The following is a 26,779-nucleotide window of genomic DNA, read 5'->3' on the forward strand; positions in this document are numbered from 1 at the left end:
ATTCTTACTTAGATGAAGTCCACCTGAGAGGTGGGCTCCATCTAATGGTTAGATTTTTTGTAAGAAGTTGGCTGCTTTTGGGTCTTACTTTTAAAGGAGAATTTAATATAAGATAAGTGCAGTTAGAGTTTAATAAAGTATATCATCTGTATAACAGATCTAATAACCGTGAGCTTCTTTTCAAAAAGAAAGAAAACTATAGGTATTTCCTTCGCAAGTTTAAAGTTCGATTTGAAAATTCATTGTCAGTTTATGCTTATTGTTTGATGCCTACTCATTTTCATTTTTTAATCAGAGTTGAAACAAAAGAAATTGATGAGCTTAGAAAACAGATCGGTATTCATCTAAGTTCTTATACAAAAGCCATCAACAAAGTTTTTGACCGCAATGGAAGTTTATTTCAGCAGCATACCAAGGCGAAGTTAATTGAAGACCGAGCTTATTTACTCACTTTGATCTCATATATCCATAAAAATCCAGTTCGAGCAAGATTAGTTAATAACCTTAAAGAATGGCGATATTCCAGCTATTTAGATTTGGCGGGTTATAGAAATGGAAGTTTGGTGAATCATTCTATAATTGATAGGTACTTTTCATCTAAAGAAGAATACTGTGAATTTTCCAAAAGAACAGTCATCTTTAAATAGACGGAGTCCACCTTGAAGGTGAACTCCGTCTGGATAAGGTAGGCTCCATTAAATGGAAGTTAATTTCTATGAACCGATTAGAACACTATAAAACCATTGATCGGTCTGCGGCGAAGGAGCTGCAAGAAGAACTTCGCCGGCAAATAAAATTGGAGGCGCTTGTAGATCCACCGAAATACATTGCTGGGGCGGATATTTCTTTTGATCGGGGGTCGGATCTCATGCATGCAGCTATTATCATATTGGAATTGCCCAAATTGAAACTGGTAGCTCGGTCGTTGGCATCGGATGAGACGAGTTTTCCGTATATACCGGGGCTATTAGCTTTTCGGGAGATGCCGGTGCTATTGAAGGCGTGGAATCAGCTTGTAAGGAAACCAGATATGCTTATCCTTGACGGACATGGCATTGCTCACCCACGCCGGATGGGGATTGCTACCCATTTTGGTATTGAAGTAGATCATCCTACCATTGGTTGCGCCAAAAATATATTAACCGGTGCACATGATGAATTGGGAGATCATAAGGGTGAAACAGCAGGTCTTGTGGATGGTGATGAGAAAATCGGGATGGCATTGCGCAGCAGAACAAGAGTAAATCCAATTTATGTATCACCAGGATATCGTTGCTCATTTGATGACGCGTATACCATTGTGATGCAAGCACTAACGAAATATAAGTTACCCAGAACGTCTCGGTTGGCGCATCAGTGGGCGAATGAATTGCGGAAGGGAGAGGCTGAGGAGGGGTATTTTGAGTTTCTATAGGCTAATATATTTGATCTAATGTTTTAAAGGGAGTTGTAAGTTTTTAACCCTCAGAATCAGGTGTATCTTTTTGTCTTGAAACAAAAGGTACGAAGAAGTCATGGACCTACTCCACCGCAGTAGTAAATCTATGTAGCCTGTACTGAGAGTTCTTAAATCATTTTGGTCGGCGGGAGGGGATAATTCTGGTGGTCCTTCTCTTATATTAGCCAATATCTTTATTAAAGACTGGTACAGAATTATCCTGATCACCCTTTATCTTCATTCAGAATTCTTATGCCGAATTGTGGATACTGAATTTAAATAAGTTTCATCTGTCTTTGAAGGTTGGAGACGCTTAATAGTTTTCGTTTTGTGAAAGGGAGAGACACAATTGAAATTATAAAGTAAACCCGCAGGGTTTTACTTCAGTAAGGTTGATATCAAAATTTATGATTAAGAAAACAGTTCTTAGAAACCCTGCGGGTTTTAGAGTATCAAAAGGCATTATGCAAGACTGATTCCGCTGCATGATATCCACACATTCCGTGCACACCACCACCTGGAGGAGTGGAGGATGAAGCGATATACATGTTGGTTTTGGGGATATGATATGGATCAAACAGTCCCGCCGGACGGGTAAAAAGCTGGGTAATATCAGCACGTCCGCCGTTAATATCTCCGCCAATGTAGTTGGGGTTGTATGCTTGCATATCCTGAGCATGCATTTTATGGCTGTCAATAATACAATCTCGAAATCCCGGAGCAAAGCGCTCAATCTGATTGAGGATAGGTTCCGTCATATCTTCAGGTGAACCGTTAGGGACGTGGCAATATGCCCATCCGGTGTGTTTGTTATTCGGTGCTCGAGTCTCGTCGCCCAAACTTTGCTGAGCAACTAATACATACGGTTTTTCGGGGTGTTGTCCGTTTGCAGATTGTTCTTCTGATGCTGCGATTTCTTCGATTGTACCACCTACATGAACCGTACCGGCTTTTTGGCAAAGTTTATCTTTCCATGGAATAGGTTCACTGAGCGCAAAATCAAGTTTAAAAACGCCTTGACCATATTTGTAGTTGCGTAACTTTTTGGCATACGATTGTGGAAGCTTGTTGCCTGCAATATCTAAAATTTGCTTGGGTGTGTTGTTAAATAGAATGGCCTGAGATTCGGGCAGCTCATCGACAGAAGTTATTTCAACCCCTGTTTCTATTTCTCCATCCAGCGACTCAAAATGTTTTGCCATGGCTTTGGTGATAGCATGTGAGCCGCCTTTGGGATAGGGCCATCCGACCGCATGAGCAGACGTGCCAAGCACCAGTCCAATAGCTGCGGTAGCCGTTGCATCAAAAGGCATAATACCGTGGGCTGCTAATCCTGCAAAGAGGGCACGGGTTTGGGAGGATTTAAATCTTTTTGCAAAACCGTTGGCCGATTTAAGGGCTTGAAGTCCAAACCGCGCCATCAATAATGGATGATTGGGCAACAGCGAAAACGGAGCTAAAATATCAGTAAGGAGATCATCCCACTTTTCGAGAAAAGGCGCAATACTGTGAGCGTAATTACTCTTATCTTCATCCTTAATGTATGATACCGTTTTATCAAATGAGCGGAAAAGGGCACCGGCGGGTTGATCATCCAGCGGGTGAGCTACCGGTACTTCGGGTTGTATCCATTCGAGTCCGTAATCTTCGAGCGGAAGTGTCCTGAGAAATGGTGATGCTTTTGCCAGGGGATGAATGGCAGAGCAGATATCGTGATGAAAGCCGGGCTGGGTTAACTCCAGCGTTCGGGTTCCGCCTCCGATTGTATCTTCTTTCTCAAATATTTTAACGGATAGTCCCTCTTGGGCCAGACGGATACCGGCGGCTAAGCCGTTGGGACCGGAGCCGATAATAATTGCGTCGTGTTTCATGTATGATGGATACTATTAATCAATGAATGCAGAAATAAAAATTCAGGTTATTATGATAAACTGAATATTTATGGATAGAAAAACTAATAAATATGAATGTAAGATAACTAAAACCAATTTTGTGATATTCTATGAGCAATTCTTACATTCTGAACGGAATCATTGAGAGCATACATACCAAACTGGATTATTTTATTTAGCTATTATTTGATTATTATCGGCGCCATTAAAGTAAAAGTTTATACTTGATTTATTTATGATAGTTCATCTGTTAAAACCGGAGTTTGAAGAACTCATCAAAGAAAAGGATTGGGTAGCTCTGAAGGACATTCTGAATGATGTTCCTGCCGTTGATGTGGCGGAATTGCTGGAAGAACTTGATGCTGATATTGCTATCGTCATTTTTCGATTGCTCAAAAAACGGAAGGCGGCCGATGTATTTACGTACTTGAGCTCGGGGAAAGGGATGGAGCTTCTCAATATGTTTACAGCTCAGCAGCTTAGCGAAGTAATGTCGAATCTGGAGCCCGATGAACGTGTATCGCTGGTGGAAGAGTTGCCTGGTCATCTTACACAACGGGTGATGAATTCGCTGAATGTAGAAGATCGTAAGCAGTCGCAAAAGCTGCTCGGCTATCCCGAAGAAAGCGTAGGGCGATTGATGACGCCTCGCTATGTAAAGGTGAAGAAAGACTGGACGGTACAGCGGGCCATGGAGCATATCAGGGAATATGGGCACAGCGTAGAAACAGTGAATGTTATCTATGTAGTCGATGCTGATGAGCATCTGATTGACGATCTGCGACTGAATCAGCTTATTTTAGCTGATCCCGGAGCGCCGATATCATCGCTTATGGATGAAAGTTTTGAAGCATTGAGCGCTTTCGATGATCAGGAGGATGGGGTAAAGATGCTCAGTAAGTATGATCGTGTGGCTATGCCGGTGGTCGACTCTGACGGTATTCTTGTGGGCATTGTTACGGTAGATGATATTATTGATGTGGCCGAGGAGGAAACCACCGAGGATATGCAGCTGATGGCCGGTATGAGTGCTCTGGATGATTATTATTCAGAGACGACGATTTTTCAAATGGTAAAAAAGCGCGTGGGCTGGCTGATCATGCTTTTTATGGGACAAATGCTCACGGTAACAGCTATGGCCAGTTATGAGGATGCGTTGGCTGCCGCGGCTATGCTGTCCTTTTTTATTCCAATGATTATTTCGAGCGGCGGTAACTCGGGGTCTCAGGCCGCAACGCTTATTATCCGCGCGATTTCTACCGACGATATTAAACTTAACGACTGGTGGATGGTGCTCAAACGAGAACTTTTTTCGGGTTTGCTTCTTGGTAGTTTCCTGGGAGTTATGGGGTCCATTGTGATTGCTACGTGGATGGTTTTACGAGGGGAAGTATTTTCAATTGGACTTGTTTTACAGGCGTTAACCGTAGGTACCAGCTTGGTTGGAGTTGTGGTATTTGGTAATTTAAGTGGATCTATGTTGCCTTTTGTCATGTCACACTTTGGCCTGGATCCGGCGGTAACATCGGCTCCTTTTGTTGCCACACTGGTTGATGTAACGGGAATCATTATCTACTTTTCTGTTGCATTATTATTGCTACAGGGAGTGGTTTTATAATTATTAAAAAACAGGGTATATGAAAGCATATTTAGATCTTGTCCGCAATGTTTTGGAGAACGGTGTTAAAAAAGAAAATAGAACCGATGTCGATACTATTTCCAGTTTTTCGGAATTCTATAAAATAGATCTGTCCGAAGGATTTCCTCTGCTTACGACCAAGAAAGTTTATTTCCGATCGGTTATTCTGGAGCTTCTGTGGTATCTTCGCGGAGAAGATCATATCCGCTGGCTGCGAGATGAGAATGATTGCCATATTTGGGATGACTGGGCCGATGAAGACGGTCACGTTGGGCCTATTTATCCGGTATTGTGGCGTCGATTCCCTTATCATGAAGAAGAGGAGATTCATTTTGAGGGTGATGCTTCGCACATCTGTAAAACGGTGCTGATCAAGAAAGAATTTGATCAGGTGCAGCGGGCTATTAAGATGCTGAAAGAAAATCCGAACAGCCGAAGAATTGTCGTTAGTGCCTGGCATCCCGGGTTGCTTGATCAAATGGCACTGCCTCCCTGTCACCTGATGTACATTTTTAATGTTACGGATGGCAAACTGAATTGTCATCTCACGCAGCGTTCCGGTGATATAGCGCTGGGGATTCCCTTTAACCTGGCTTGTTATTCGGCTCTTACTATGGCCATTGCCAATGAAGTTGGATTGGATTACGGAACTTTTGCCCACACCATTGTTGATGCCCATATCTACGAAAATCATGTTGATGGATTGAAAGAGCAGCTGACCCGTGAACCACGTCCACTACCAACCCTTGAAATTGCGGATAAACCGGTTGACGATCTTGAGTTCGACGATTTTGAGCTTAAAGATTACAATCCTCACGATTCCATTAAATTTGAGGTAGCAGTATGACGCTGGCTGCCATCGTAGCCCACGATCCTAATTTAGTAATAGGAAAAGACGGCGATCTGCCGTGGCACTATTCCGAGGATCTAAAATATTTTAAGAGGACGACTATGGGACATCCGCTCATTATGGGGCGGGTCGTATTTGAGGAGCTGGAAAAAAATCCACTGCCCGGACGCGAAAATATTGTCCTCAGTCGATCTCGTAATTACGATCATGTGCCTACCTTTTCATCTTTTGATGATGCATTAGAATTTGTAGGAGATGAAGAACTGGTATTTTTGATTGGGGGCGGTAAAATTTATCGGCAGTTTTTGGATCGCTGTGATAAACTTTTTGTTACTGAAATTCATCAGGAATATGAAGGAGATACCTACTTTCCGGAGTATCGCGACGAGATCGGTACTACCTGGAAAGAGATCAGAAGAGACGATCGGGATGAGTTGTCTTTTGTAGTTTATGATAGAATAAGGTAGGGTTTGACCAATTTGGTTCTAATGAGACTTAGCTTTTTCTAAGCCTCCTCAGCTGGCTGGGTTTGCCATCCGATGAATGATGAGTGGCGTTTATTCAGGAGCGAAGCAACGGAATCGGAACAAAATATATACTCTCGTTCCGTAGCTCTGCTGCGGAACGTCGTTTACGAGTAGTTAATTTTGTTGTTAGTGTTGCCATCCAAAGTGAAGGTAATGAAGCAAGTATACGGCGCGCCGTACACCTGCTATGGATATACAGCTGAAGCTAAAAATTATAGCTCAATATCCTTTAGATGTACTACATACGGTTTTACGACCGGCTCGGTGAGAGCGATAATATTTTTAGTATCGGCGGCCTTGGAAAATTCAACAGCATTGTCCTTTTCTTCTAAAATCCATATTCCTTCATTTTCGTACTGATAGGCTTCGCTATAGCTCTCATCAAATGAATAGTAATAGCTTGCTGTTTCCTCATCATGGGGCAGCCCCTTTTGTTTGAGGACTTTTTGTGTCTTAGTTAATACTTTCTTTTTAATCTTCTTGGAAGGTTTTTGATCAAGGAAAGTAGTGCGAAAAAGTTTTCGTGACTGGAATCGCTTACAGAGATTTGCTAACACGGGATCCGCAGAATACTGCCAGTATTTTATGCTTTGAAATACATCATTATCATCAAGTTGTAAGTATCTCTGTAATATTTCTCCTTTAATTCCCTTCTTAGCGCTGGATTTGTTTTCCAAAAAATATTGTAGGGCAGGAGAAGCGTGATATAGCTTTTCGCCGGCATTGATTAATTTGCGCACCCGGTCAAAAATGTGATGGACTAATTTATCAGCACTAAGAACGGTCTTGTGCAAATACACTTGCATATACATCAGGCGGCGCGCTAAAATGTAATTTTCAATGGCATAGATTCCCTTTTTTTCGATCACAATATTCCCTTTGTGTACGCGCATGGTCTTGAGGATGCGTTCAATGCCCACCGAACCTTCATATACATTGGTAAAAGCGCTGTCACGTTTCAGATAATCCAGGCGATCAACATCCAACTGTGATGAAATAAGCTGGTTTAAAAAAGGTTTTTTGGGATATTGATCCGTGAAAATTTTAATGGCAAGATCCAGCATACCGTCCATCTCCCTGTTGAGATGACGCATGACCGCCAGCGTCATTTTTTCGTGATGAAAATCCTCAATCAGGTCAAACTCCAAGGTGTGTGAAAGCGGGCCGTGGCCCACATCGTGAAGCAAAACAGCAATGAGCGTAGCCTCATATTCGGCCGGACTGATAGTCGTGTCTTTTTCACGAAGATTATTGAGTGTGCGTTGAGCTAATTCCATAGCTCCCAGGGCATGAGAGAATCGGGAATGTTCTGCCGCCGGAAAGACCAAATATCCCAATCCCATTTGTTTAATACGGCGAAGACGCTGCACATAGGCATGATCAACGAGTTCTAAAACCGGCCCTTTGGGAACGGTGATAAATCCGTGAATGGGATCATTAAATATTTTGTACTGGGTGCTTTTATCCATGGATCGGTTATTTAAAATCTATAATGAATCCAAAAGTAAACAGTTATAAAGTCATTCAAAAAGTGAATTTGGGAGCATATACTTTTCGGTATTGGGTATATCAGGAATTCTTGTGGGGCACTGCTTGGACAGATCAAACCAAACGCCGTGTGCCTCGGCCACCGAGACCAGCTTTTTTTCATCACCGGTATAAATAGCTTGAAAACTATTGATGCTGGAATTCCCCAATTGTTTTATGCCAGATCCAATTAAAATATCGTTAGGGTATTCAACGGGACGTATGAATTCAATTTCAATATTGGCTAACACAAAGCTGTAGCCGTTTTTTAATTCACTTGCCAGCTTGTTGACCTCTTGAATGAATTCAATTCGGGCTTCTTCGTAATAGGTGCTAAAAATAGCGTTATTGACGTGATTTAATGGGTCTAAATCTCGAAAACGTATGGGAATAGTAGTCCAATGTGGGAATATTGTTTTATCGAATTCCGGTCGAATCATAAATGATAATTTATGTAATTAGTTTTGCAGCAAAAAGATAGAGGCAAAATAATCATCTTAGTGTTTAATATCCTACCGTTATCTAAAATGAGTTTAGCGGTAGAGCTGTGAATTCTTATATTCGAGATTCAGAAAAGTAACAAAAAAGTATTTCTTAGTTTTATGTTTAATTCAACAGAAAAAGAATTTTTAGAAGAATTATTGATAACCCCAAGTCCCACAGGTTTTGAATCAGCGGGACAGCAAGTATGGACCGAATATGTAGATAATTTTACGGATAGTGTTGAGTCGGACGCTTACGGCTCGGCATATGCCAAGCTGAATACCAGTTATGATGTGGCTACTATTATGCTCGAAGCCCACTGCGATGAAATTGGCATGATTGTGCAGCACATCACCGATGACGGCTATATTTTTATCAATAAGCTGGGCGGCAGTGATTCAACTATTGCACGTGCGAAGCGTGTAAATATTCATGCACGTAATGGTATCGTCTCAGGAGTAACCGGTAATACGGCTATCCATCTGCAGGACAAAAAGAACGGAGGAGGAGAGCAGCCCAGGTGGAAGGATATATATGTAGATATCGGGGCATCCAGCAGGGAGGAAGCGTTAAAATTAGTTCAAGTCGGTGATCCTATTACTTATGCCGATGATTACGACTATTTATCCGATGAAATTCTTTCGGGAAGAGCGCTGGATAACCGTATTGGTGGATTTATGATTGCGCAGGTTTTAAAAAAGCTGAGCGAACGCCGCAGCGATCTGAAAGTAAATGTGGTAGCGTTGAACTCAGTTCAGGAAGAAGTGGGCGGTTATGGGGCACGTATGATGAGTTATCGTATTGATCCCGATGCAGCGCTGGTGACCGATGTTACACACGCGACCGATACACCCGGTATTGACCACAAAGAGCACGGTTTGGTCAAGCTTGGCAAAGGCCCCTCTATCCAGCATGGCGGAGCCAATCATCCCGAAATTGTAGAGTTTATCGAGAAGGTTGCAAGAAAAAATGAAATTGAGCTGCAACACGAAGCTACCAGCGTGCGGACCGGTACCGATACGGATAGCATTTTCTATCAAAAAACAGGTATTCCCAGTGCACTGATATCTCTGCCGCTACGGTATATGCATTCCCCGGTAGAAACAGCCTCTTTTCGAGACATTGAGTCACTTATTGAATTAATGACTGAGTCTGTTTTGAATATGGCGCCGGATCAAGTATTCCGGGTGCTGAAATAGATTTGTAATATTATTACCAGCTGTTAATAGCTGGATAGGAAAACATAATTTTTTAACGAAATGACGGGCCTGTAATTATGAAAGCAAAGTTTATATATATTCTTTTCTTGTCTTTAGTGATGGCAACATCAATACAAGCGCAAGAACAGACATTAAGTACGGTTCAGGAAGCTTTTCTCCCTTATGAGACTGGTCAGAGTACTCAGTATCGAAGTGCCAGCGGTGAGCCTGGTGAAGCTTATTGGCAAAACGAAGCCGATTATACTATTGATACCCAGCTTTATCCCGATGAGCATAAGATAGAAACTTCTATTACCATAGATTATACCAATAACAGTCCACAGAGTTTGAAATTTTTGTGGTTGCAGCTTGATCAGGATCTGTTTGAGGAACATTCATGGGGCGCTAAACTGACCCCACTTGGTGGAGGACGTTTTGGTAATCCCGGATTTGAAGGAGGTATCGAGATTAATAAGGTCAGGATATTGCACAATGGGGAAACCTATGAACCTAAAACACATACGGTGGATACCAATTTGAAGTTGAACCTCAGGGAGGCTATTAAGGCTGAGGGTGGTGAAATACAAATTAGCATTGACTATAGTTTTAAAGTCCCAGAGGAGGGTTCTGATCGACTGGGACGCTTGGATACGAAAAATGGTATCATCTATGAAATTGCCCAGTGGTATCCTCGGATGGCGGTGTATGATGATATTAAGGGATGGAATGTGATGCCTTATTTGGGAGCCGGTGAGTTTTATATGGAATATGGAACTTTTAATTATTCCATTACGGCTCCGGCTAAATATGTGGTTGTGGCTTCTGGTGAGCTTCAAAATCCTGGGGATGTGCTTACCAAAAAGCAGCAACAACGGATGGAAGAGGCCCGAAATAGTGATGAAAGGGTATATATCATTAAGAAAAATGAGGTTGGCAAAAAAGAATCTCGTCCCAGAGGAAAGGATCGACTGACTTGGAAATACAAGATGGAAAATACCCGTGATGTAGCTTGGGCGGCATCGAAAGCATTTGTGTGGGATGCAGCGCGCATTAATTTGCCCAATGGAGATAAGTCAATGGCTATGTCGGTCTATCCCAAAGAAGTGGCCGGAGATTCTGCATGGGGACGTTCAACTGAATATGTAAAAGGATCGATAGAATTTTATTCTGATTATTTAATGCCGTATCCGTATGCCAATGCAATTAATGTGGCCGGTACGGTTGGCGGAATGGAATATCCCGGGATAGTTTTTTGCAGCTGGCAAGCAAAAGGAGCTGGCTTGTGGGGCGTTACCGATCACGAGTTTGGCCACGAGTGGTTTCCTATGATTGTGGGTTCCAACGAGCGTGAACACGCATGGATGGATGAAGGATTTAATACTTTTATTAACAGCTTGAGTACGGCCAATTTCAATAATGGAGAATATCACAATCCCCGGAATGCTCGTTTTCTTAACAACTGGTTGACGAGTAAAAATACCGAACCTATTATGACAGCTCCCGACCAAATACAAGAGGGGAATTTTGGTCGCGTATCGTATTACAAACCTGCACTTGGCTTACAAATTCTTCGTGAATCGATAGTCGGGGAAGAACTTTTTGATGAAGCTATAAATGCCTATGTGGATCGCTGGGCTTATAAGCATCCCACGCCGGATGATTTTTTCAATACCTTAGAAGATGTTACCGGACGGGAATTGGACTGGTTCTGGCGGGGATGGTTTGAAAAGACCTGGACGATGGATCAGGCTGTGGATAAAGTGGCTTACATGAAAGAAGATCCTTCGAAGGGAGCATTTATCCGTATCAAAAACAACGGTAAGCTGGTGATGCCGGTGAAAATGGAAATAACACAGGAAAATGGAAAAACTGAAATGGTAGAACTACCTGTACATACCTGGCACCGTGGAAATAAATGGATTGTAAAGTATAATTCGACCTCACCGATTAAGAAGGTGGTTATTGATCCAAATAAAGAGTTTCCTGATGTAAAACCTGATAATAATACTTGGAAACCGGATTCAGCTGAGAAGAAATCAAAGGAAAAGAATTAAAAATCAATAAGTTGAAAAAGTCTGCTTAATGCAGCAGGCTTTTTCTATAGAATTAAAAATTCAGCCAATCGCCTTGGAAATGCGATTTTGAAGGGCTTCTACTATCGGGTTTCGAAGCTGATCATTTGAAAAGGGTTCAACAAAAACAAATTCTAATTGCTGGTGATCAGCATGACGAAATCGGTCGTACAATTCGTGCGCCATTTTCTTGAAATCACCTTTATAATGGATAACACGAGTGCTTTTCTGAGGAGCAGGACGGTTATGTAGCAAATAGAGTGCATCTTCCACGAAAGTTGTATCATCACCGCTGCTGATCCACTGGACTTTTGCTGCTGGAGAATAGTGCGAATATTTTGTGCCGGGGCTTTTGGCTGTTTTATCTTGTGATGAATTGCTATCCTGAACGACCTCTTTACCAATGACTTTTTTAATTTCTTCGGCACTTACGGCACCGGGACGATAAATGGTATAAGGTTCAGAAGAGATATCCAATACCGTAGATTCAAGTCCAATATCAGTTTCTCCTGCGTCCACCACGGGAAAATCATCCCCGAAATCTTCTTTAACGTGTTCTGCTTTGGTAGGACTCGGCTTACCCGATGAATTGGCGCTGGGGGCTACCAATGCTCCGGCCCGCGCAATGAGCTGTTGTGATAGGGGGTGTTTGGGCCAGCGAAGGGCCACAGTATCCAATCCTGCCGTGATGATATCGAGCACTTGCGGTTTCTTCTCAAAGATGAGAGTAAGGGGGCCCGGCCAGAATCCATCCATCAGCTTTCGGGCATCATCCGAAATTTTGGAAGCGAAATCTTCAGTCTGTTTTTTGTCAGAAATGTGTACAATGAGCGGATTATCGGAGGGGCGCCCTTTGATTTCGAAGACCTTTTTTATAGCATCGGGATTTTTGGCATCAGCGCCAAGGCCATATACTGTTTCCGTGGGAAAAGCAACCACTTCTCCCGATTTAAGAAGATTTATATACTGATCAAGCAAGGCTAACCTCTCTTTTTTTGTCGGTTGAAGGAGCCAATTCTTTTAAAAACTCAGCAGCTGCTTCCAAATCTGGAATGTCTTGAATGGCAAAGCGCACTCGGTCTTCCTTTTGGATGACCTCGTATCTGCCTTCGGCCTCTTTTTGCATTTTCTTGAGCACGTGCTGGAAACGATCCCCATAAAACTCTTCGCCCAGATCAGAATCATGCTTCGGGCATTCCATCCACATACGATTTGAGCGTACCCGAACTTTTGTCATAAATAGCTGCGATGCATACAGCTTAACAACCGAAGCAGTAATCAGGTTTTGAGTAGCATCAGGAATAGGACCAAAGCGGTCTTTCACTTCTTCTTTCCATTCTTTGATGGTTTCCAGCTTTTCGGCTCCGGCCAGTTTTCGATACAGGTTCAACCGTTCTACATTATCTGATACATAATCGCTTTCGAGCAGGGCGGGGAGGTCAAATTCGACCTGTGTTTCCGGCAGTTCAACCTCAGTTTCTACATCGCTAAAGACGTCGCTGAACTCTTCTTGCTTGAGTTCTTTGACGGCATCGTTTAATATTTTTTGATACAGGTCAAAGCCAAGATCGTTGATAAAGCCACTTTGTTCGGCGCCCAGAATATCACCGGCCCCGCGGATGTCGAGATCGCGCATGGCGATATTAAATCCGGATCCCAGGTCGGAAAATTCTTCTAATGCAAGTAGTCGTTTGCGAGCATCATCAGTGAGTGATTTAATATCTTTTGTGATCAGGTAACAAAATGCTTTTCGGTGTGATCGTCCTACACGTCCACGCAGCTGATGGAGCTCAGCCAATCCAAACATATCGGCACGGTTGATGATCATCGTATTGGCATTGGAGATGTCGATGCCGTTTTCAACAATGTTGGTAGAAACCAGCACATCAAACTTGTGCTCATAAAAATCCTCAATAATGTTTTCCAGCTGCTTTGAACTCATTTGTCCGTGAGCAAATCGAACGCGAACGTTAGGCATAACGTCACGCACCATATTAGCAACAGATTCAATCGTTTTTACTCTGTTGTGAATAAAGAAAACCTGTCCGCCACGCGAAACCTCTTGTGAGATGGCGTCCTGTATAAGCTCTTTGTCAAAGCTGTGTATTTCCGTTTCTACCGGCTGGCGATTAGGCGGAGCGGTATTGATAATACTGAGATCGCGGGCCCCCATCAGCGAAAATTGCAGTGTCCGTGGTATAGGGGTAGCGGTAAGAGTAAGCACATCAACGGTAGCGCGATATTCTTTCAGCTTTTCTTTGGTCTTAACGCCGAAGCGTTGTTCTTCATCTACAACTAACAGCCCCAGATCATCGAATTCCACATCCTTGGACGTAAGTCGGTGTGTGCCGATGACAATATCCGCTTTCCCTTCTTTAAGTCTTTTGAGCGTTTCTTTTTGTTCTTTGCGCGTTCGGAAGCGAGAAAGTACCTCTACCGTAACGGGGAAGTCTTCCATTCGCTCCGAAAATGTTTTGTAGTGTTGGTCGGCCAAAATAGTTGTAGGAACGAGTACGGCCACTTGTTTATGATCCATCACGGCCTTAAATGCAGCTCGTACGGCTACTTCTGTTTTTCCGAATCCAACATCGCCGCAAACCAGGCGATCCATAGGAGTATTAGATTCCATATCCGATTTAACGGCCTCGATAGCATCCCGCTGGTCGGGCGTTTCTTCAAATTCGAAACGAGCTTCCATCTCCGTCTGCCACGACGTATCGGGAGAGAAATCAAAAGCATCTTTGGATTTTCGCTTGGCATACAGCTTGATAAGATCCCGCGCTATATCCTTGACCTTTTTCTTGGTCTGTGCTTTCTTGCGTGCCCAGCGTCCGGACCCCAGCTTGTTAATACGGGGCTGTGTACCTTCCTTGCCGGAATATTTCTGGATTTTATGCAGACTGGTCACATTGACGTATAGCAATGAGTTTTCTTGGTATCGAAGGACTACGGATTCCTGTTCTACCCCGCGCACTTCTATTTTCTTAAATCCGGCAAATTTGCCAATCCCGTAATCCACGTGCACAACATAATCCCCGATGTTGAGGTCGCGCAGTTCTTTGATGGAGATGTTGCTGGTATGGCGCCTTTGGCGAACCTTGGGACGATGATACCGATTAAAAATCTGATGATCGGTGTAAACGGCTAATCCCTGTTCGTTAAGTGTAAAACCCTCGTGGATAGATTCCACAGACAGGTGATAGCGTAGTTTTTTTGAAGGTTCGCCGAGCAGTTCCTCAAAACGATCGCGTTGACCTTCATTATCGCAGAGGATATAGGTATCAAAACTTTGTTTGCTGAGCTGCTCTATATTTTCGCGCAACAGCTTAATGCTCCCGTTAAAATCAGGTTGAGGACTGGCATCTAAACGATACGACCATGCTGGTTCACTCTTTTCTGAAAAGCCGCCGAGCTGAATGCGTGCATGGTTTTGATAGGATTCTTGAAGGTTTTCCAGATCTACGTAGAGTTCTTCAGGTGGTAAAAGGTCTTCTGTGGTATCGAGTTCGCTAAATGTTTCAGACGCTTCTTGAAATCGTTCTTCGATATCGGATTCAATCAGCGAGCGATTCAGTAATACAAATACGGTATCTTCATCAAAATAGGAGAGTACGCCCTGTTTTTGTCCTTTGCTTAAACTCGATGCATCGGGTACAAAGCGAGCGACATCCAAAAATGATACGGACCGCTGCGAATCGGGATCAAATTCACGGATGGAGTCGACTTCATCTCCAAAGAATTCCAGACGTATGGGGTATTCGCCCGAATAGGGATAGACATCAAGAATACCGCCGCGGTGCGCAAATTCTCCCGGTTGATTCACAAATTTTACAGGCTCGTACTCTTGATCTACCAGCTCTTCCTTAAGCTTAGCGATTTCAACAGAATCCCCTTTTTTAATGGTCAGGGATGCATCTGTGAAAACTTCGGGAGCAACGATCTTTTCAAAAATGGCGGATGCAGATGTTACCAAAACCGCTTTGGGTTCGGTATTGATTTTCTCAAGTACTTCTGAGCGTTGAACAACAACCGAGCTGTCGGTAATCTGTTGATCATCGTAAGGCTTGTGACCGGTCTCGGGAAAATAGCTGGCCTGTTCAACATCAAGTGCTTCAAGATCGCCCTGCATAAATTGGGCGGATTCGGGGTCCCCATGAATAGCAACAACCTTGTCATACTTTTGGGCCAGTTTGGCTATCAGAAAAGAGGGGGTAGAACCTACAAAATGGTTGAGCTGTAAAGTGTTGCGCTCTTTGATATGGGAATGAAGATCACTCCACGGGATTTGGGCTGAAAATGTTTTTAATACAGACTGTAACGCCATGAAATTATTAATTGGAAAAGAATTCTACTGCTTAGAAAATAGATAACAAAATAACCATAAATTAGGTTCTATGGGAAGTAAGAACGCTGTTTGTTATCCACTGTTATAATAGGATGTCTGTTTTGTTTGCTACTCAGTGGCTTTTCGGAAGATAAATTGTTCGGAGATGATACTCAGAACGAGCAGTAATATGCCGGGAATCAGAAATCGTGGATATAAATCCTGTACATCCGTATAGATAACTTCTTCAATCTCTGTTTTTTCGAGTTCATCAATCTGATTATAAATACCTTCCAGATTTTCGGTATCGGTAGCTCGGAAATATGATCCATTGGTCATATTGGCAATTTTTGTGAGCATCTCCTCGTCAATATTAACCTCTACATTCTGATAGCGATTACCGAAAATTGGATCTTTTACCGGATAGGGAGCCGTCCCGCGCGTGCCGGCTCCAATGGTATAAATTTTAATATCGTAAGAAACGGCAAGATCGGCCGCCGTAACGGGGTCAATTTCACCAGCGTTATTTTGTCCATCGGTAAGAAGGATGATAACCTTGCTTTCGGCATTGCTTTCTTTGAGGCGGTTCACGGCTGTAGCAATCCCCATACCAATGGCTGTTCCGTCTTCTACGACGCCCATCTCAACATCCTCGAGTAATCGTTTTAGTAGATCGTAGTCGAGTGTAGGAGGGACCATTGTAAAGCTTTGACGGGCAAAGAGTACCAGTCCGATGCGATCCGAAATACGCTTGTTGATAAAGTCTTCGGCTACGCTTTTGGCAGCCTCCAGTCGATTTGGTTTGAGATCCTCTGCTTTCATCGAGGTGGAAATATCCAGCGTCAGTACGATATCAATCCCTTCGGCATTGCGTTCTACCGTGGTGTTTTTGTACTGTGGACGCGCAAGAGCAATCACTATAAGAGTGAAGGCTAAAATCTGTAATAAAGGAGCTACCCAGATGCCGTATGATCGCCAGTTGCCGCTGAGGTTTTTAAGTCCCGAAGTATTGGAAAATAGTAGGCTGGGATTTTTGTTGCCCCGATGTTTCCAGATCTGATAACCAATAATAGGTATCAGCAGCAGTAACAGCCATAATAAATGAGGATTTGCCCAACTCATGCGTTCACCTTCTCGCTGTTTTCATGTTCTTCATAAAATTTCTCGCGTCGAGTCTCCATTTTTGCTTGGTGTTTGCGCCGAAGGTGATCGATGCGAGGTCCGTCAATTTGCTGGGCACGATCGAGGAAGTTATAAGCTTTTTGAAGGGCTCGCTCGGCCTGTTTGGGAGTAGGGTTGAATTTGGCAAACTTTACCATATCTGCTTCCTGTAGTACGGCTCGTGTATCATTGATAAGATCCTGGTCGATAGAACCATTTTGGAGCATATTTAACAGCTCACCACTGGTAGATTCTAACGCGGGAAGGTTATAAAGTGATTCATAATATTGCCGGATGGCATCTCCCAGATCACTGTAAAAATCCTTATAATCTTCTTGGGTAGATAACTCTGCGTTTTCGAGTTGTTGGATCGATTTTCGATACTCCTTTAGGGGGTTTTGAAATGGAGTGGGAGTAAATGTCGGACGCTCTTTTTCTTGCTGCTGCTGTTCTTGCCACTGCAGATAGTATTGATAGGCATAATAGGCAACGATGGCTAAGATTAGAAATCCCAAAAGGTATGGCCACCATGCCCTTGCAAATTCGAAAATGGGTTTTAGCGGCCGAAGGGAGTCCTCGTTTCCGGCTAAAATACTGTTGAAGCCAACAGGAATAGGTTTTGTATATATTGTCGTTGTATCCTGTTCTTCAACCAATTGAACAGGTAATTTTGGAATAAGTGTATCGACGGTGCCAAAAAACTGAAGCTTGTAATAAACGCTGTCCTTATACTCGGAAACCTTGAACTGTTTTTGGGAACGAATCTCAAAAGTGCCACCAAAGTGCGAGCTGTCAGGAAACGCTATGTTATCGTATTCTTGATTTTTATCAAGAGTAATAGAAAAGTCAAAGGTATCTCCAACTTGCAGTGAGTCTACAGTAGAAAATTCTTTTAGATTTTGTGTCTGCCCACTGAGGGGAGTAATAATCAGAAGAAGACAGACGATGGAAAATCCGTTTATAAATTTTTTTATTGCCACTGAGGTAATACGATGTTTGAAATTTCTTTTATATCGGGATGATAACAACTAAATCCCAATTAACAGGCACCAAAAATAGAAAAAATAGTGCCATTCGGAAAAACTGGATCTTTAATAGTTGTATGCAATATTAACTGTGCATAGGTGTTGTGAAAATGCTAACTTTAAACGAATTATTTTTTAACAAATTTGGAGCGATGCGAACAAGCTTTCTTTTTGGGGTACTGCTAACCTTTCTTATGTGGGGGTGCATTTCTGAATCTGAAAATAATACAGCTGTACAGCAGGTGGAACCTGTTTCAGCAACGGTTGATACTGTTATTTCTACTTCCACAGTTGATGAGTTTGGTATTCCTGTTGATAGTGTTGAGGTACAAAATCATACCGTTAAACGTAACGAAAGCTTATATCTTATACTTGACAAGTACGATTTTAGTCCGCAGGAAATTTATTCGATAACGCAAGAGGCAAGTAATATTATCGATTTTGATCAGATTAAACCGGGCCAAAAGTACCGTGCGTATGTATCTGCGGATAGTACACAGGATGTGTCACACATTCTTTTACAAAACAATCCATTGGAATATGTAGTGTTGGATTGGCAGCAGGATTCGTTGCAAATTTATAAGGCTGCGCGTCCGCTTTCCAGCAAAACAGTTGCAGCCTCTGGCAAGATAGAGAATTCATTATATCAAACGATAAGTTCGCAGGGCGCCAGCCAACTTTTGGCGAACAGGATGGCGAATATTTTTGCCTGGCAGATTAATTTTTTTGGATTACGTCCGGGTGATTCGTTCGAAGTGCTTTATGATAAGCAGTTTATCGGTGATGCTTACTACGGTATCGGGGATGTAAAAGCAGCTCGGTTTACCCATCGTGGTGAAACGTATCAGGCGTATAAATTTAGCCATGGAGATGTCGAAGGCTATTTCAATGAAGAAGGGGAGAGTGTACAGAAAGCACTTTTACAAGCACCGTTTAAGTTTAGTCAGCGCGTAAGTTCCAACTTTTCTCGCAGTCGTTACCATCCCATTTTAAAGAAAAGAGTTCCACATACCGGAGTTGATTATGCAGCTCGGCCGGGAACACCGGTATTGTCAGTGGGGGATGGAACCGTTACTGAGGCTGGTTATAAAGGAGCAAGTGGAAATATGGTGAAAGTTAGACATAATTCGACCTATCAAACCGCATATCTGCACCTGCGAGGATTTGCAAGTGGTATTAGGCGCGGTGCTAAAGTCGAGCAGGGACAGGTTATTGGTTATGTAGGGAGTACAGGCCGTGCTACAGGGCCACACCTACATTATTCACTTTATAAAAATGATCGGCCGGTGAATTCTCGTACCGTTGAATTGCCGTCATCAGAGGCGGTACCGGATAGTCTGATGGATGTGTTTGCAGAGGTAAGAGATAGTCTTAATCGTCAGCTGGAGGCTAAAATTGATACCACCGCTGATGATGCTCCTGTTATTACACAGGTAAGATGAATGATCAATAGCGGTGCATGCGCCTGCGGAAAAACGTCATGAGTGGCCGGATATAAGAAGCGTTGGTTTCCAGTTCAATCATATCAATTTTCATTCGCATAAATTGATCGCGAAGTTGGTATTTGGCCTTTTCTCTTTTCTTCTGATACTCTTTGCGCACCTTTTCGCTTGACGTATCTAAAAGTACTTCTTCACCTGTTTCGGCATCCCGCAGAGGTACTAATCCCAGGTTGGGAAGCTCATCCTCAAACTTATCATTGATAAAAATATTGACGAGATCGTGTTTACGGTTGGTGATTTTTAGCTGTTTATCATATTGATCATCCTGAAAGTCGCTGGCCAAGACGATGATAGCTCGTCGATTCAGCAGGCGGTTTACGTACGATAATGCCTCGCTGATGTCGGTGCCCGTGCCTTTGGTTTCTGTTGTTAAAAGTTCTCGGATAAGTCGCAATACGTGCCGTCTTCCTTTTTTGGGCGGGATTACTTTTTCGATTTCGTCTGTAAAAAGAATGAGTCCAACCTTGTCCCCATTTTTTATGGCGCTGAATGCCAATACCGCACAAATCTCAATCGATAGCTCCATTTTGCTTTGTCCCTGGCTGCCGAAAATACCGCTGGGAGAAATATCAACGCAGAGCATCAGTGTTTGTTCGCGCTCTTCCTCAAACTGCTTGATGAATGGATCGCCCGTACGTGCGGTGACATTCCAGTCGATCTGTCGGATGTCATCTCCGTAAGTATATTCGCGTACTTCCGAAAACTCCATTCCGCGCCCCTTGAAGGCGGATTGATATTCCCCGCCAAAGAGGTTATTCACTTTACCTTTGGTACGGATTTCAATCTTACGGACTTTTTGGAGAATTTCTTTTGAGATCATAATAGAAATATTGGCATTGCAATAAATGCAAGGATAGGGGAATTATTATTTATTTAAAAGCTGATAATCATGTTTCCCAGGATGAGGATTATGTATCGTAACAATTTGGTAACAGTTCCATAACGGTTTGTTTAGATAGAATTATTGTATTTGATCCCCTAAGACAGTGGAACCCCCGAATAGATTAGCACATGATTATTGGCAGTGAATTCAGTAAAAAGTATCAGCGAATTTTAAAGGAAATTGGCTCTCTTTCCCAGCAGGATACTTCAAAACAGATACCCGTCAAAAAAATAAATGCTACCCTCGAATGGGATCGTACCGAAATAAAACATGTGCTGGAGTACCTGCAAGAGCTTGGGCTAATTAATATAAAAACTATCGGCGGGCCGCTTTTGTATGGGCATGTTTCTATAACAGAATCAGGTTTAAAAAAGTATGAAAGTTTAATTAATCGGTACTGATGCAGATCATAAAAAATTGGGATAGTTGCAGTTAAATTTTTCCCAAAAATTACCTACCTTTGGCACGGATTTGACTCCGTAGCATACTATTAACAAAAATTCTGTATTCATGATTATAGGTGTACCCAAAGAGATTAAAACACATGAAAACCGCGTGGCGTTACTACCCGGCGGTGTAACAAAAATGAAACGTAACGGTCACGATATATTGATCGAGAAAGGAGCCGGAGAGGGCAGCGGTTTTCTGGATGAGCAATATAAAGAAGCCGGAGCTGAAATTATTGACGATGTAGATACGCTCTGGGATAGGGCTGAAATGATCATGAAGGTAAAAGAGCCTATTGAGGTCGAATATGATCGGATGAAGGAAGGCCAAATTATTTTTACCTATTTCCACTTTGCCGCCAGCCGCGAGCTGACGGAGGCTGTTCAAGAGTCTGGAGCTGTAGCTATTGCTTATGAGACGGTAGAAAAAGAAGACGGTTCCTTGCCATTGCTTATTCCCATGAGTGAAGTTGCCGGACGTATGGCAACCCAAGAGGGGGCCAAGTATTTGGAAAAGCCTGAAGGAGGACTTGGTATTTTATTGGGAGGTATTCCCGGTGTAAAACCAGCTAATGTGTTGGTTATTGGCGGTGGTATCGTAGGTGTTAATGCCGCAAAGATCGCTGCCGGAATGGGAGCAAATACTACGATCATGGATATCAGTATGCCGCGACTTCGACATTTGGATGATATCATGTCGCGCAATGTGGATACTATGTTTTCCTCAGAAGCCAATATTCGACAAATGCTTCCCGATGTTGATATGGTGATTGGCGCTGTATTAATACCGGGTGCCAAAGCCCCAAGCCTGATTACTCGTGATATGCTGGCCGATATGCAAAAAGGATCAATATTAGTAGATGTGGCTATTGATCAGGGAGGATGTTTTGAGACTTCAAAACCGACAACCCATGACAATCCCATATATGAAGTTGATGATATTGTACACTATTGTGTAGCCAATATGCCCGGAGCTGTTCCCCGGACCTCAACACTTGGATTGACAAATGTTACGCTGCCATATGCAGTTGATATTGCCAACAAAGGCTGGGAAAAAGCTCTGAAGGATGATAAAGAGCTACTTAAAGGTCTTAATATTGTGGATGGTGACATTGTTTATAAAGAAGTGGCAGAAGCGTTTAATATGGATTATACCCCTGTTGAAAACGTATTGTAAAGCACTATAAAGTCATAGATGAAGAGCCGAATATCTGTAAAAGATGTTCGGCTCTTTTATTTATAAAGGCTACTTTCAGCCTAACCGTGAAACAATATGTGGAACATATAAAATATTTCTTTAGCTCAACAGTTGTAATGTATTGGCATGCAGGTAACTAACGATGTTGATATCTTAGTGAACAACTTGTTAATAAGTATTTTTGTTTACCATAAGTCATCCCATTATATTTTTAAATCATTACATCAATAATAGTTGTTATAGATTGTTCATATGGGCAAGATAATTTCCATAGCAAATCAAAAAGGCGGCGTTGGTAAAACGACGACGGCTATTAATCTCGCCGCCAGCCTCGCTGCTATCGAGCATACTACGTTAATCATTGACATAGATCCCCAGAGTAACACAACCAGTGGATTGGGGGTTGAAGCGAAGACGGTGTCACATTCTGTTTATGAAGTGATGGTAGGAGGGGTGGATGCTTCTGATGCTATCAGAGAGACAGAGTTGCCGTTTCTGGAGCTGATACCTTCGCATATTAATCTGGTCGGGGCTGAGATAGAAATGATTGATCGGGATCAGCGGGAGCGTATCCTGGAAAAAGCTATTTCGGGACTTAAGGAGCAATATGATTTTATTATTATTGACTGTCCGCCTTCGCTCGGATTACTTACCATCAATGCATTAACGGCTTCCGATTCGGTTCTTATTCCGGTGCAATGCGAATATTTTGCTTTGGAAGGATTGGGACAGTTATTAAATACGATTAAGATTGTGCGTCAGCATTTAAATACAGAATTGGAAATTGAGGGTGTACTATTAACGATGTATGATACACGTACACGGCTTTCGGACCAGGTTGCTGATGAAGTACGGAAGTATTTTGATGATCGTGTGTTTGAAGCCCTTATCAAACGGAATGTTCGTCTTGCCGAGGCTCCCAGCTTTGGAAAGCCGGCGTTGCTTTATGATTCCACAAGTGTAGGGGCAAAGAATTATCTGGCATTAGCACGTGAAATTATCCATCGCAATAAAGAGCTTTTTAAAGATAGTCAGGTATTTGCGAGTAGTTAACAGGTGATGAATTATGGCATCCAAAAAAGTTTTAGGTCGTGGTTTAGGAGCATTTTTTCCCGAATATGATGAAGAAGGGGAGCAGGCGAAAGGTGAAAAATCAGGTGATGAAAATGAAGGGGATGGATCTCCGTATGTAGAGCCGCAGAAGCGGGTGAATATTGTACTGCATGTGCCGGTTGATAATATTCGTCCCAATCCTCATCAGCCCCGAAAAGAATTTAACGAAGAGCGTCTTGAGGAACTTGCGGATTCAATCGATGCTCACGGATTAATCCAGCCGATAACAGTACGATACATCGGTGAAAAGCGGTTTGAGCTTATCAGTGGTGAGCGTCGTTTGCGGGCAGCAAAGCTGGCCGGATTGGAGGAAATACCGTCGTATATTCGCGAAGTAAATGATGATGATATTATCTCCTATGCGCTTATTGAGAATATTCAGCGTGAGGATTTAAATCCCATTGAAGTGGCGATGGGTTATCAGCGATTGGTGGAAGAGGCCGGGTATACCCAGGCTGAAGTGGCTGAACGGGTTGGTAAAAACCGCTCTACGGTTACTAACATGCTACGATTGCTGAATTTACCCGCGTTTATTCAGGCAGGTCTTCGCGACCAAAAAATATCAATGGGCCATGCTCGAGCGCTTCTGTCTATCGATGATGAAGACGATCAGGAGGAGGTTTACAAAAAAATTATTGATAAGGGATATTCTGTTCGAAAGACGGAAAAAGTAATCCGAAAGCTAAATCAGGGTCAGGAAGAGAAATCCAAGTCGACTGATACCACAGATAAGGAGAGTACTTTTTTAAAGGAAATATCGAATCGACTTCGCAGTACGTTAAGTACGAAGGTCAATATCAAATCCAAAAAGAATGGTGGCGAAATACGTATCGAATATTATTCAGATGAGGAACTGGATCGCCTGCTCGAGCTTTTCGATTCTATTTCTTAGCATATCTATTTTTCTGTATGCACCGACCCCGGGTCAGTCTCAGCAATTAAATAATTCGCTTTCTTCGCAATTTAGAAGTTTTAGTGCTGATACTGATATACGTTATAAGAATCTGAAATTTGCAAACGATACGACAAGCAAGCGTGTCAATGCAGATCTGCCCGATCCAACAAATGTGCTCTATAAGTCGATGATAATTCCGGGTTGGGGACAAATTGTTAACAATCAAGCTTGGAAAGTACCTATTGTTTATGCTACTTTGGGTGGATTGGGATATTACAGCGTTCATTTGACAAAGAAATACCACGACTACCGTGCGGCCTACTATAATTTAAATCCCGATACTCCCGATGACTTACGATTTGGATCCACCCCTTCGTATATTCCTGAAAGTGCTAATCTGAATGAGGTGCGAGATCTACGGAATCAGGTTAGAAATAATCGCGATCTTGTTTATGTAGGTATAGTTCTGGCTTATGGCCTTAATATTATAGATGCCTATGTTTTTGCTCACATGCGTTCGTTTGATGTATCAAAAGATTTGAGTATGCGACCTCGTGTAAAACCCGCAGTAATGGCACAGTCTAATATGCCTGGGATTACACTATCAATCGATTTAATAACTAAGTAAATATGTGTTATGAGTAGTAAGAATGAAATAAGTGAATTAACAATACCTGATAATTTTGGTGACAGCCACGAGAATGATGTCTGGAGTATATTTAAAATTATGGGCGAATTTGTGGAGGGTTATGATAAGCTTTTCAAAATTGGTCCATGCGTATCCATGTTTGGCTCTGCACGTATGGGTGAAGGTGACGTCTATTATGATATGGCTCAGCAAACCGCTAAAAAAGTTACAGAAAGAGGGTTTGGAATTATTACAGGTGGGGGACCCGGAATCATGGAAGCCGCCAATAAAGGAGCCCAAGAGGGAGGTGGTAAATCGGTAGGACTTGGTATTACATTACCCCACGAGCAGGGATTAAATCGCTATGTTGATAACGATTATATTATCAATTTTCATTACTTTTTCGCTCGCAAGGTTATGTTTGTAAAATATGCACAGGGTTTTATTGTGTTTCCTGGAGGTTTTGGTACACTCGATGAGTTTTTTGAGGCTCTGACACTGATACAAACGAAAAAAATTAATCCATTTCCTATTGTGTTAATTGGCACAGATTATTGGAGCGGCCTGGTTCACTGGATTACTGATACCATGCTTGCTAATGGTACGATATCAGAAGAAGATATTGATTTGTTCCACTTAACGGATGATAAAGAGGAGGCCATAGAAATTATCTGTGAATTCTATCAGAAACATACATTGAGTCCAAATTTCTAAAAGGGTTTAATTTTATTAAAAAAATAGTTATACATTGAAACAAAATTTGATATCAGGGATTAGATAACATGTTACTAATGCCGATAAAAAAGGTCATTTTATAAATCATAACAATAAAATGCGCACGATTTAGTTTACTTATATATAAATCGTTTAATTTACTACATTTGCGTATTTGTAAATTTAACCATAAATCGAACAAATAATGAAGTTGTTGAAATCAAGCATATCTGTATTCTTACTTGGTCTTTTTATCTTTGGATTGGGCCAAACCGTTGAAGCACAAGATCGAAAAGAGGCCGTCCAAACGTATAACAGTGCTCGGGAAATGGTTCAGTCCGGCGATTATCAGAAAGCTATTGAGCAATTTAAAAAGGCGATTGATATTGGCAATCAACTCGATGCTCAAGGCCAGGATATTGTCGAACGAGCAAAAGCGAAATTGCCAGAAGTGTATCGACAAATGGCACTTGATAAATATCGTGCTTTCAAACAAGATCGAACAATTGCAAATCTTGATGCCACGATAGACGCTTTTCGGGAAACTAAAGATGTGGCAGGTGAATATGATAATTCGCAAATATCAAACCAGGCAAATGGAGTAATTAATCAATTGCTGTATAGTAAGTCTATTATCCAGTATAAGCAGCAAAATTTCCAAGATGCTCTTACAACTCTTGATGAAGTAATTAAGAATGATCCCAATTATGCCAAGGCATATTATCAGAAGGGGATAGTTCTTAAAAAGATTGATGGAACTGAATTGGAACGTTCCATTGATCTATTTGATAAGGCTATTGAAGTGGGAGAAAAGACCAATGACAGCCAAATTGTTTCTCGCGCCAAAAATGCGGCTCGCGATGAGCTTGTATATCGCGGAGCAACAGCAACCGAAAACAAAAACTTTTCTCGTGCGAAAGAATTATTGAATCGAGCACTTGAGTATGATTCAACCTCTGCTGATGCCCATTATCGTTTGTCTCAGGCATATAATAAAACGCAAGACTGGCAAGAAGCTGTACAACATTCTAAAGAAGCTCTTGGCCTCGAAACAGGGGGGCGTACTGATAAAGCGAAGATCTATTTTGAACTTGGTACCGCATACAAGGGACTTGGCCAAAAAGAAAATGCATGTGGTGCGTTTAGTAATGCTGCCTATGGTAATTTCAAATCTCCGGCTGAGCATCAGATGGAGTATGAACTTGAGTGCGAAAATACTACTGAATAAATAATTTATTTAGGTTAAATATTCTATAAGGCCTC

23 protein-coding genes are annotated in these 26,779 nt (G+C 42.2%); 15 read left to right on the forward strand and 8 right to left on the reverse strand.

All coding sequences use genetic code 11. The annotated features are described in order from the left end of the window. Positions 1-116: 116 nt before the first annotated feature. Together ACQ4LT_RS12125 and nfi are read left to right on the forward strand one after the other, a co-directional pair. Positions 117-647, forward strand: coding sequence for a transposase (locus ACQ4LT_RS12125; protein ID WP_445666318.1), 531 nt, complete (start codon positions 117-119; stop codon positions 645-647). A 68-nt stretch (positions 648-715) separates the two neighbouring features. Further along, positions 716-1,414: a deoxyribonuclease V gene (nfi, locus tag ACQ4LT_RS12130; RefSeq protein WP_445666319.1), complete on the forward strand. Its 699-nt coding sequence runs from the start codon at positions 716-718 to the stop codon at positions 1,412-1,414. 476 nt (positions 1,415-1,890) lie between these two features. On the opposite strand, the gene ACQ4LT_RS12135 is transcribed toward nfi, so the two are convergent. Then, positions 1,891-3,309, reverse strand: a complete 1,419-nt coding sequence (locus tag ACQ4LT_RS12135) for a phytoene desaturase family protein (protein ID WP_445666320.1) — start codon at positions 3,307-3,309, stop codon at positions 1,891-1,893. Between the two features lie 256 nt (positions 3,310-3,565). Here ACQ4LT_RS12135 and mgtE point away from each other — a divergent pair, with 256 nt between their 5' ends. From mgtE to ACQ4LT_RS12150, 3 genes are read left to right on the forward strand one after another with little or no spacing between them, the layout of a single operon-like run. Continuing rightward, positions 3,566-4,948: a magnesium transporter gene (gene mgtE, locus ACQ4LT_RS12140; RefSeq protein WP_445666321.1), complete on the forward strand. Its 1,383-nt coding sequence runs from the start codon at positions 3,566-3,568 to the stop codon at positions 4,946-4,948. Between the two features lie 19 nt (positions 4,949-4,967). Beyond that, positions 4,968-5,816 (forward strand): thymidylate synthase, encoded by an 849-nt coding sequence (locus ACQ4LT_RS12145; protein ID WP_445666322.1) that lies wholly within the window; start codon positions 4,968-4,970, stop codon positions 5,814-5,816. Next, complete coding sequence (locus ACQ4LT_RS12150) at positions 5,813-6,286, forward strand: dihydrofolate reductase (protein ID WP_445666323.1); 474 nt, start codon at positions 5,813-5,815, stop codon at positions 6,284-6,286. Before ACQ4LT_RS12145 ends, ACQ4LT_RS12150 begins: the two co-directional genes overlap by 4 nt. A 272-nt stretch (positions 6,287-6,558) precedes the next feature. Here the strand turns inward: ACQ4LT_RS12150 and ACQ4LT_RS12155 are convergent, their stop codons facing one another. Together ACQ4LT_RS12155 and ACQ4LT_RS12160 are read right to left on the reverse strand one after the other, a co-directional pair. Then, positions 6,559-7,815, reverse strand: a complete 1,257-nt coding sequence (locus ACQ4LT_RS12155) for an HD domain-containing protein (RefSeq protein WP_445666324.1) — start codon at positions 7,813-7,815, stop codon at positions 6,559-6,561. A 51-nt stretch (positions 7,816-7,866) separates the two neighbouring features. Continuing rightward, positions 7,867-8,313 carry an acyl-CoA thioesterase gene (locus tag ACQ4LT_RS12160; protein WP_445666325.1) on the reverse strand — a complete coding sequence of 149 codons (447 nt, stop codon included), beginning with the start codon at positions 8,311-8,313 and terminating at the stop codon, positions 7,867-7,869. 162 nt (positions 8,314-8,475) lie between these two features. Between ACQ4LT_RS12160 and ACQ4LT_RS12165 the strand changes: the two genes are divergently transcribed. Together ACQ4LT_RS12165 and ACQ4LT_RS12170 are read left to right on the forward strand one after the other, a co-directional pair. Further along, a complete protein-coding gene (locus tag ACQ4LT_RS12165) occupies positions 8,476-9,555 on the forward strand; it encodes a M42 family metallopeptidase (protein WP_445666326.1) in 1,080 nt (359 codons plus the stop codon). Between the two features lie 77 nt (positions 9,556-9,632). Beyond that, positions 9,633-11,609, forward strand: a complete 1,977-nt coding sequence (locus ACQ4LT_RS12170; RefSeq protein ID WP_445666327.1) for a M1 family metallopeptidase — start codon at positions 9,633-9,635, stop codon at positions 11,607-11,609. A 60-nt stretch (positions 11,610-11,669) separates the two neighbouring features. Here ACQ4LT_RS12170 and ACQ4LT_RS12175 read toward each other — a convergent pair whose 3' ends face one another. From ACQ4LT_RS12175 to ACQ4LT_RS12190, 4 genes are all read right to left on the reverse strand, one after another. After that, complete coding sequence (locus ACQ4LT_RS12175) at positions 11,670-12,605, reverse strand: L-threonylcarbamoyladenylate synthase (protein WP_445666328.1); 936 nt, start codon at positions 12,603-12,605, stop codon at positions 11,670-11,672. Continuing rightward, complete coding sequence (mfd, locus tag ACQ4LT_RS12180) at positions 12,598-15,951, reverse strand: transcription-repair coupling factor (protein ID WP_445666329.1); 3,354 nt, start codon at positions 15,949-15,951, stop codon at positions 12,598-12,600. The genes ACQ4LT_RS12175 and mfd overlap by 8 nt, the downstream gene beginning before the upstream one ends. 129 nt (positions 15,952-16,080) lie before the next feature. Next, positions 16,081-17,073: a vWA domain-containing protein gene (locus tag ACQ4LT_RS12185; RefSeq protein WP_445666330.1), complete on the reverse strand. Its 993-nt coding sequence runs from the start codon at positions 17,071-17,073 to the stop codon at positions 16,081-16,083. Next, positions 17,070-18,092 (reverse strand): hypothetical protein, encoded by a 1,023-nt coding sequence (locus tag ACQ4LT_RS12190; protein WP_445666331.1) that lies wholly within the window; start codon positions 18,090-18,092, stop codon positions 17,070-17,072. Before ACQ4LT_RS12190 ends, ACQ4LT_RS12185 begins: the two co-directional genes overlap by 4 nt. A 197-nt stretch (positions 18,093-18,289) precedes the next feature. Between ACQ4LT_RS12190 and ACQ4LT_RS12195 the strand changes: the two genes are divergently transcribed. Then, positions 18,290-19,579, forward strand: a complete 1,290-nt coding sequence (locus ACQ4LT_RS12195) for a peptidoglycan DD-metalloendopeptidase family protein (protein WP_445666332.1) — start codon at positions 18,290-18,292, stop codon at positions 19,577-19,579. 4 nt (positions 19,580-19,583) lie between these two features. Here the strand turns inward: ACQ4LT_RS12195 and ACQ4LT_RS12200 are convergent, their stop codons facing one another. After that, complete coding sequence (locus ACQ4LT_RS12200; protein WP_445666333.1) at positions 19,584-20,459, reverse strand: DUF58 domain-containing protein; 876 nt, start codon at positions 20,457-20,459, stop codon at positions 19,584-19,586. A gap of 191 nt (positions 20,460-20,650) precedes the next feature. Here ACQ4LT_RS12200 and ACQ4LT_RS12205 point away from each other — a divergent pair, with 191 nt between their 5' ends. From ACQ4LT_RS12205 to ACQ4LT_RS12235, 7 genes are all read left to right on the forward strand, one after another. Further along, a complete protein-coding gene (locus tag ACQ4LT_RS12205) occupies positions 20,651-20,923 on the forward strand; it encodes a hypothetical protein (protein WP_445666334.1) in 273 nt (90 codons plus the stop codon). Between the two features lie 109 nt (positions 20,924-21,032). Beyond that, positions 21,033-22,145, forward strand: coding sequence for an alanine dehydrogenase (ald, locus tag ACQ4LT_RS12210; protein WP_445666335.1), 1,113 nt, complete (start codon positions 21,033-21,035; stop codon positions 22,143-22,145). Between the two features lie 273 nt (positions 22,146-22,418). Next, a complete protein-coding gene (locus ACQ4LT_RS12215) occupies positions 22,419-23,219 on the forward strand; it encodes a ParA family protein (protein ID WP_445666336.1) in 801 nt (266 codons plus the stop codon). Positions 23,220-23,232: 13 nt separating this feature from the next. Beyond that, a complete protein-coding gene (locus tag ACQ4LT_RS12220) occupies positions 23,233-24,171 on the forward strand; it encodes a ParB/RepB/Spo0J family partition protein (RefSeq protein WP_445666337.1) in 939 nt (312 codons plus the stop codon). Beyond that, complete coding sequence (locus ACQ4LT_RS12225; RefSeq protein WP_445666338.1) at positions 24,125-24,802, forward strand: DUF5683 domain-containing protein; 678 nt, start codon at positions 24,125-24,127, stop codon at positions 24,800-24,802. The genes ACQ4LT_RS12220 and ACQ4LT_RS12225 overlap by 47 nt, the downstream gene beginning before the upstream one ends. Positions 24,803-24,811: 9 nt before the next feature. Then, positions 24,812-25,516 (forward strand): LOG family protein, encoded by a 705-nt coding sequence (locus tag ACQ4LT_RS12230; protein WP_445666339.1) that lies wholly within the window; start codon positions 24,812-24,814, stop codon positions 25,514-25,516. Between the two features lie 214 nt (positions 25,517-25,730). Then, positions 25,731-26,744 (forward strand): tetratricopeptide repeat protein, encoded by a 1,014-nt coding sequence (locus ACQ4LT_RS12235; protein ID WP_445666340.1) that lies wholly within the window; start codon positions 25,731-25,733, stop codon positions 26,742-26,744. The last annotated feature ends 35 nt before the right edge of the window (positions 26,745-26,779 follow it).

The organism is Fodinibius sp. AD559 (genome assembly GCF_052712805.1).